Below are 6,965 nucleotides of genomic sequence, written 5' to 3'. Positions count from 1 at the left end.
TCGCGGTCCCGCTTGCTGCTGCGGCCCGTGAGGTCATAGTCGAACCAGACCACGGGCGGTACGGACAGTTGTTCGCCGACAAACGCGAGGACCGGACCCGGGACGTCGCCGTGGTACCGCGGGAACCGGGCGTTGATCCGAAAGAATTTCAACAGGACCGCCACGCCGATCCTGCCCCGGTCCGTGCGGTTGCCAAGGAGCGGCTGCTCGGCGGCGAAAAACGTCCAGTGTTCGATCAGTTCTTGCTCGTCCCAGCAGCGTTTCATCTGGCGGGCCCCTGTCTGACGGCGGAGGTTGCCATCCTACCGAACCGCCCGCGCCGGTGCGATGCATCAGAGAATGCTTATATGGCACCTGGTGGCAGCTTCGCTCTTATTGGGCCAATATGCCCTGCAAACCACCCTGCGGATGGGCATCGCGCTGTTGTGCTCGCTGCTCTTCACCTTCGTCTATGCCAAGGCGGCGCTGCGCAGTCGCCGCGCGGAACAGGTCCTGATCCCGCTGCTGGATATCCTGCAATCGGTACCGATCCTGGGATTCCTGTCGATCACGGTGCTCTGGTTCGTCCAACTCTTTCCCGGCAGCCTGCTGGGGCCTGAATGCGCCGCCATCTTTGCGATTTTTACCTCGCAGGCCTGGAATATGGCCTTCAGCTTTTACTATTCGCTGCGGATGCTGCCCAAGGATCTCTCGCGGGTCGCCGATCTCTTTCACCTGTCGGCCTGGCAGCGCTTCTGGAAACTGGAAGTGCCCTATGCCATGCCGGGGCTGGTCTGGAACGCCATGATGTCAGTGTCGGGTGGCTGGTTCTTCGTGGTCGCCTCCGAGGCCATCACGGTATCGGAAAAGACCATCTGCTTGCCGGGGATCGGCTCCTATATCGCGGTCGCCATCGCCCAGCGCGACCTGACGGCGGTGGGCTATGCCATTGTCGCCATGCTGAGTGTGATCCTGCTGACTGACCAACTGCTGTTCCGCCCCGTGGTGGCGTGGGCGGATAAGTTCAAGTTTGAATTTGCCGAGAGTCGGGACGCGCCAAGGTCCTGGTTATTGGACTGGCTGCGGCAGGCCCGGCTTTGGGGGCAGTTGATGACGGCGCCCGCGATCCTCTGGGATCGCCTGCGGATGCTCGGACCCAGGCGACCGGCCGGGCGCCGCCCTTTGCGCATTCCATTGCCCAGACTGCCATTCTGGCGCCATATCGATCCGTGGCCCGATTGGCTCTGGCTGGGGCTGTTGGGGGCGGCGGCAGTCGCCAGCATCGTGCTGCTGGCGCGCTTTGTCCTCACCGAAGCAAGCGACGCTGAGGTGGCCCATGTCTTCGTACTCGGTCTATACACGCTGGCCCGAGTGTTGATCCTGACTGGGCTGGCGAGCCTGATCTGGGTCCCGATCGGGGTGTTGATCGGTTTGCGGCCACGGCTGGCGCAACGCATGCAGCCGCTGGTGCTGTTCTTGTCGGCCTTTCCGGCCAATCTGCTGTTCCCGGTGGTGGTGTCCTTTATTGTCGCGCACCGGCTCAGCCCGGATATCTGGCTCAGCCCACTGATGATTCTGGGCACCCAGTGGTACATCCTGTTCAACGTCATCGCGGGCGCCGCCGCGCTACCCAGCGATCTGAAGGAGGCCGCCGCCAATCTGGGACTGCGCGGCTGGCTGCGCTGGCGGCGGGTGCTGCTGCCGGCGGTGTTCCCATCCTATTTGACCGGCGGTTTGACCGCCTCGGGCGGCGCCTGGAATGCCAGCGTCGTGGCCGAGGTTGCCAGTTGGGGCACCACGACCCTCACGGCCAGCGGTGTGGGCGCCTATATCGCCCAGGCGACCGTCCAAGGTGATCACCCCCGGGTCGCCCTGGGCATTGCGGTAATGAGTCTCTATGTGGTGATCTTCAATCGCCTGATCTGGAAACGCCTGTATGCCTTCGCCCAGCGGCGTCTGGCCTTGGATTGAGGAGGTCTCATGAGCGACGCCGATCCCCTGATCGAACTGCGCCAGGTTAGCAAATCCTTCGGCGCGACCGATCGCGCCGATGAGATCCTGGTATTGAAAGACATCGATTTCAGTCTGCATCCTGGTGAAATCGTGGCGATTCTGGGCCGTTCCGGCTGCGGCAAATCGACCTTGCTGCGGATTATCTGTGGCCTGACACGGGCCAGCAGCGGAGTGGCACTCTATCGCGGCCAGCCGGTCACCGCCCCGGTGGCTGGCATCAGCATGGTCTTTCAGACCTTCGGCCTGTTTCCCTGGCTGACGGTCCTGGAAAATGTGGAACTCGGGCTGGAGGCCCTGAAGGTGCCTGGACCGGAACGGCGACAGCGGGCCTTGGCGGCCATCGATATGATCGGACTGGACGGTTTCGAGTCGGCCTATCCCAAGGAACTATCCGGCGGGATGCGCCAGCGGGTCGGTTTTGCGCGCGCACTGGTCGTGAATCCCGACGTGCTATTGATGGATGAGGCATTTTCGGCCCTGGATGTTCCCACCTCCGAAACCCTGCGCGGCGACCTGCTGGACCTGTGGTTGGAGCGGCAAATCCCGACCCGCGCCATCCTGATGGTGTCACACAGTATTGAGGAGACACTGATGATCGCGGATCGGGTGGTGATCCTGGATAGCAACCCGGGGCGGGTGAAGGCACAGTTGCAGATTACACTGAAACACCCCCGTGATGATCTGGCTCCCGCATTCCGGCGGTTGGTGGAGGAAGTTTATGAAATCATGACGGCAGCGGCGGGCGAACAACGCATCAGCAGTATCGGCCACCGATTGCCGGCGGCACATGTGGCCCAATTGTTGGGCCTGCTTGATGAGGTCAACCACCCCACCTATCAGGGCCGGGCCGATCTGTCGGCGTTGGCCGACGCCCTCAAACTGGCCGTCGATCGCCTATTTCCGATCATCGAGGCCCTGCAATTGCTCGATTTTGCGCAGGTCGCCGATGGCGAGATCCGCTTGAACCCGCATAGCCAGGCCTTTCTGGATGCCGATATCCAACGGCGCAAGATGATCTTCGGCGAGCATCTCTTGCGCCGCGTCCCACTGGCCGCCCATATCTGCCGGGTGATCGATGAGCGCCCCGGCCAGCGCGCACCGGAGAGCCGTTTTCTGCGCGAGTTGGAGGATTTCGTGAGTGAGGAAGAGGCCGAGCGGGTCCTGCACGTCATCGTCGATTGGGGGCGCTATGCCGAATTATTCGCCTTTGATTACCAGACTGGCATATTCAGCGCCGAAAATCCCGGCGCTGAGGGGCAGGCGGATAATCATTAATAAAATGGGAAATCCCCCGGCTTTGCCGGGGAGACAGCAAAAGTTTGACATTTCCGGGAGTCCATCCAGGAAACTCCGCGTTGTGAGCCGCCAAGCACGCAACACTGGAGAATCCCGATGGACGAACCTGAAAGCCTAAGCCACTCCAAATGGGAGTGCAAATACCATGTGGTCTTTATCCCAAAATGCCGACGTAAGACGTTGTACGAGCAACTGCGGCGACACCTTGGTGAGGTGTTCCGGAAGTTAGCCGAGCAGAAGGAAAGTCGTATCTTGGAGGGACATCTGATGTCAGACCATGTGCACATGTTGATCGCGATCCCGCCCAAGTATGCCGTGTCGCAGGTGGTCGGCTTCATCAAGGGTAAGAGTGCCATCCACATTGCCCGCGTGTACGGTGAGCGCCGGCGCAACTTTGTTGGGCAGAGCTTCTGGGCGCGGGGGTATTTCGTCTCAACGGTTGGTCGGGACGAGGCCACGATCCGTGAGTACATCAAAAACCAAGAGCAGGAGGATAGGCGCCTCGAACAGCTCAACCTCTGGGGCTGAGTCGCCGCCTTTAGGCGGCCCAAGAACCGCGGGGCCGCGTTAGCGACCCCGTAGCCGCTTCGAGCGGCTCACGAATGAAAGCCCCCGGCTTTGCCGGGGGATGGTTACTCTCAGGGTATCTGCGTGAGCCCGATGCGGGTCTCGCCGACCGCCAGGCGCGTGGCTGGACCTCGGGCCAGCGACACAATCACCGGCAGTGTGGCAATCAACAGCAAAATCTCCAAGCTATAGACGGACCCATAACCGAGCGATGGCGGGCTGACGCTCAAGCCGAAGGAGGCATGATGGCCGGCGAAGTTCGTAATCACATCCTTCATCACCCCACTGATCCCGACGGCAGTCCCGGCGGCCGTCGCCTGGACGGCGCCCCAGGCGCCCAGCGCCAAGCCGCGATGTTCCCGCTGGGCCAGGGCCATCGCGGCGATCAAGGTGCCGACCGAAAACAGCCCATTGCCGAAGCCGATGAGCAAGGTTCCGCTGCGGAACACCCAGGCAGAATCCAGCGCATCGGCGGCAATGACCGCGGCAAAGGCGACGATCCCGACCAACACACCGACGATGGCGACGCGCTGGGGGTCCCCACCGCGCCCCAAGAGACGCGCCACCAGCGCAAAGGCGATCAGGTTGCCACCCGCGAGAATCGCAGTGAGCCAGGTAGTCTGTGAAACTGTTTGATGCAGGATCTCACCGCCGAACGGCTCCAACAGGATATCCTGCATGGTGAAACCTGCAGCCCCCAGACCAACCGCAAGCAAGAGCCGTCCGGACTGACCGCCGCTGATGAAGTCCGCCCAGGTATCACGAAAGCTCGGACGCTGCTCCGGGGCCGCCGCCCGCTTGGCGTCGATGGCCTCCTGTTTCCACAATGCAATCAGATTGAATGCGATGGTGAGCACGGCCACGCCTTGCAGTAGTGCGATCAACTTCCCGGTATCGAAATCCTGCAATAACTTGCCGAAGATGAGTCCGCAGCACACCATGCCCGATAAGAGCATGACATAGAGCATGGCGACCACGCGGGGCCGGGCCTCTTCCGGCGCCAGATCAGTGGCCAATGCCAGCCCCGCGGTCTGGGTAGTGTGCAGACCGGCGCCCACGAGCAGGAATGCCAGGGCACTGAATCCCTCGCCTAAAATATGTAGCCGATTGGCGTCGTCCGCCAGCAATACCAGGGCAAAAGGCATGATGGCAAAGCCGCCAAACTGAAGCAGGGTGCCCAACCAGATATAGGGAACCCGCCGCAGGCCAAAGGCCGAGTGGTGATAATCGGAGCGATGGCCCACGAGTGCGCGCAACGGGGCGACCAGCAAGGGTAAGGACACCATCAGCCCAACCAGCCACGCCGGCACATGCATTTCGACCACCAGTACCCGATTGAGAGTGCCGTTGAGCAGCACCAGGGCCATACCGACGGAAAGCTGAAACAGCGATAGCCGCAAGAGGCGTTTCAAGGGCAGATCGACGCTTGCCACATCAGCAAAAGGGAGAATACGCGTCAGGAATTGGTTCCAGGCGAGGGTAACCGACGGGTCAAGTTGAGTCATGACGAATCTGAGTTCCGATCTTATGAATGCCGCTTTCGCGGCAGGTTAGGGGAATAAGGACAGGACCCAGAGCCCGAGGCCCCCGGCCGCGGCGATTCCGGCGACCACGAACAACCAGCGCCGGTGCGTCAGGGCGGTCACAGAGGCGACTGAGATCGCGATCTGGATCAGGGTCATGGCCTGTGCCTGACGATGGTGCGGCGCCAGCGACGAGGCGCTCGCCGTGTTGACCTGCGCCGACTCTTTCTCGAAGGCTTCTGCCTTGGCCTTGATTTCATCCTTTTCCCGGTTGTAGCGCTCGGCCTCGGCGCGGTAACCGGCTTGCCGCTCGGGTGGCGCCAGTTCAGTCGCCATCTCCATGAGGTGGGCCTTCATGCTCTTCGCCTGATAAAAATTCCATAGGTCGGTGGCATGAGTCTTCTGCAGCACGGCCTCGTTCTTCTGCAACATCGCCTCGCTGAGCGTGTAGGCGCTCTGGTAGCTGACGACGGCCCCCAGTGTCGACAGCAGCGCAGTGAAGATGGCGACATACTGGGCCAGCGGATGCTCCCGGTGTCCCGGCTCGTGGGCCAGATGCTCGTGGGCACCGTGGACGTGAAACTCGTTCTCTGACATGTCTAACCCCTTGAAAAGACGAATCGACGTACAGCGTAAGTCCCACAATCGCAGCCCCGTCGGTCACGGGATACTCAATCCCGCCGGGGCGCGGGTCCCTGTTGGTCTTCCTGCGACTTCCCTTATCCACGAAATACCCTCGCGGGATCATTACGTTGCGTTCATGCGGCGAGCACCATGGCGGAATATGTCAGTATCCCGAGGTTGGAGAGTCGGACGTTGAACACTTGCGAACCAATAAGACCGCCGGTGGTGACCTGCACCGAGGGACAGTCCTGGCCAAGACAAGGTCGAGCCACCCTTTCGCAGCGTCGCGAAGCTGCCCGCGACCCGCTACTACCTGCTGCACGCGTCCGAGACTGAGGCGAACGCCTGGATGCTGTGCTTCCTGACACCACTGCATGCCCCACCGCCGCGAGCCCTATGCGCGGATCGACTGACTCGCCAACCTTGCCCCCGGAGCAGGCGCGTACCATGGGCAAACGGGAGCAATCCGGCACCTTCACCCGTGAGCCCGAGCCTCGCAAGGTCGGGGCCCCGCTACCAGCTGGACCCAAGCCGGGCCGTCGAGGAAGCGATCCTGTATTGGGCTGACTCGACAACGCGCTCCATGTTTAACCCGGTACACGGCGCTTCGGTCCCTAAGACCCGGTCGGTGACCCCAGCCCCCTGTATCGTTACCGTTCGTTGAGGACGACCAAGACCCAGCAGCCCGCTGAGCGCATCGTAACCTAGGATTGAAAATCGTCACTTGCCGCCTGCACGACATCGATCCCTAAGAGCCTGTCTAGGAACTAAAATATTGATTTATCTGGCGAAAAATTGTAGAATCGGGGGGTTCTATACGAAATCGCAACCCTATTCGCCAATTTCAATATGACCGAAGAAAATACTGAATTACCTGCCAGGTACCCAAGCGATCTCACAAATGATGAGTGGGAAATACTTCGACCTATCCTCGAAATGCTTGAGCCATATAAGACAGGGCGC

Annotated in this window: 6 protein-coding genes; 3 read left to right on the top strand and 3 right to left on the bottom strand. The window is 61.2% G+C overall.

Annotated features, from left to right (window positions below):
* The coding region (locus QZY44_RS09245) for a DUF4158 domain-containing protein (RefSeq protein ID WP_295445417.1) at window positions 1-266 on the bottom strand (266 nt) is incomplete at its 3' end.
* A gap of 73 nt (window positions 267-339) precedes the next feature.
* Between QZY44_RS09245 and QZY44_RS09240 the strand changes: the two genes are divergently transcribed.
* The 3 genes from QZY44_RS09240 to tnpA all read left to right on the top strand — a co-directional run bounded on the left by QZY44_RS09240 (window position 340) and on the right by tnpA (window position 3,816).
* On the top strand, window positions 340-1,950 hold the full coding sequence (locus QZY44_RS09240) for an ABC transporter permease subunit (protein WP_295445413.1): 1,611 nt from the start codon (window positions 340-342) through the stop codon (window positions 1,948-1,950).
* 9 nt (window positions 1,951-1,959) lie between these two features.
* Window positions 1,960-3,267 (top strand): nitrate/sulfonate/bicarbonate ABC transporter ATP-binding protein, encoded by a 1,308-nt coding sequence (locus tag QZY44_RS09235; protein WP_295445410.1) that lies wholly within the window; start codon window positions 1,960-1,962, stop codon window positions 3,265-3,267.
* A gap of 117 nt (window positions 3,268-3,384) precedes the next feature.
* Window positions 3,385-3,816, top strand: a complete 432-nt coding sequence (gene tnpA / locus QZY44_RS09230) for an IS200/IS605 family transposase (protein WP_295445407.1) — start codon at window positions 3,385-3,387, stop codon at window positions 3,814-3,816.
* Between the two features lie 110 nt (window positions 3,817-3,926).
* On the opposite strand, the gene QZY44_RS09225 is transcribed toward tnpA, so the two are convergent.
* Window positions 3,927-5,360: a BCD family MFS transporter gene (locus tag QZY44_RS09225; protein ID WP_295445404.1), complete on the bottom strand. Its 1,434-nt coding sequence runs from the start codon at window positions 5,358-5,360 to the stop codon at window positions 3,927-3,929.
* Between the two features lie 45 nt (window positions 5,361-5,405).
* Window positions 5,406-5,975, bottom strand: a complete 570-nt coding sequence (locus QZY44_RS09220) for a DUF4337 domain-containing protein (RefSeq protein ID WP_295445401.1) — start codon at window positions 5,973-5,975, stop codon at window positions 5,406-5,408.
* Between the last annotated feature and the right edge of the window lie 990 nt (window positions 5,976-6,965).

The sequence above is a fragment of the uncultured Thiodictyon sp. genome (genome assembly GCA_903837595.1).
Classification (GTDB): domain Bacteria; phylum Pseudomonadota; class Gammaproteobacteria; order Chromatiales; family Chromatiaceae; genus Thiodictyon.
The sequence above is the reverse complement of the archived record's forward strand: the minus strand, read 5'-3'. Positions and strand labels throughout refer to the sequence as shown.

Bases quoted from the DNA above. Each gene is read 5' to 3' on its own strand.
- QZY44_RS09225 (WP_295445404.1), bottom strand. From the start codon at position 5,360: ATGACTCAACTTGACCCGTCGGTTACCCTCGCCTGGAACCAATTCCTG.
- QZY44_RS09240 (WP_295445413.1), top strand. From the start codon at position 340: ATGCTTATATGGCACCTGGTGGCAGCTTCGCTCTTATTGGGCCAATAT.
- QZY44_RS09235 (WP_295445410.1), top strand. From the start codon at position 1,960: ATGAGCGACGCCGATCCCCTGATCGAACTGCGCCAGGTTAGCAAATCC.
- QZY44_RS09220 (WP_295445401.1), bottom strand. From the start codon at position 5,975: ATGTCAGAGAACGAGTTTCACGTCCACGGTGCCCACGAGCATCTGGCC.
- tnpA (WP_295445407.1), top strand. From the start codon at position 3,385: ATGGACGAACCTGAAAGCCTAAGCCACTCCAAATGGGAGTGCAAATAC.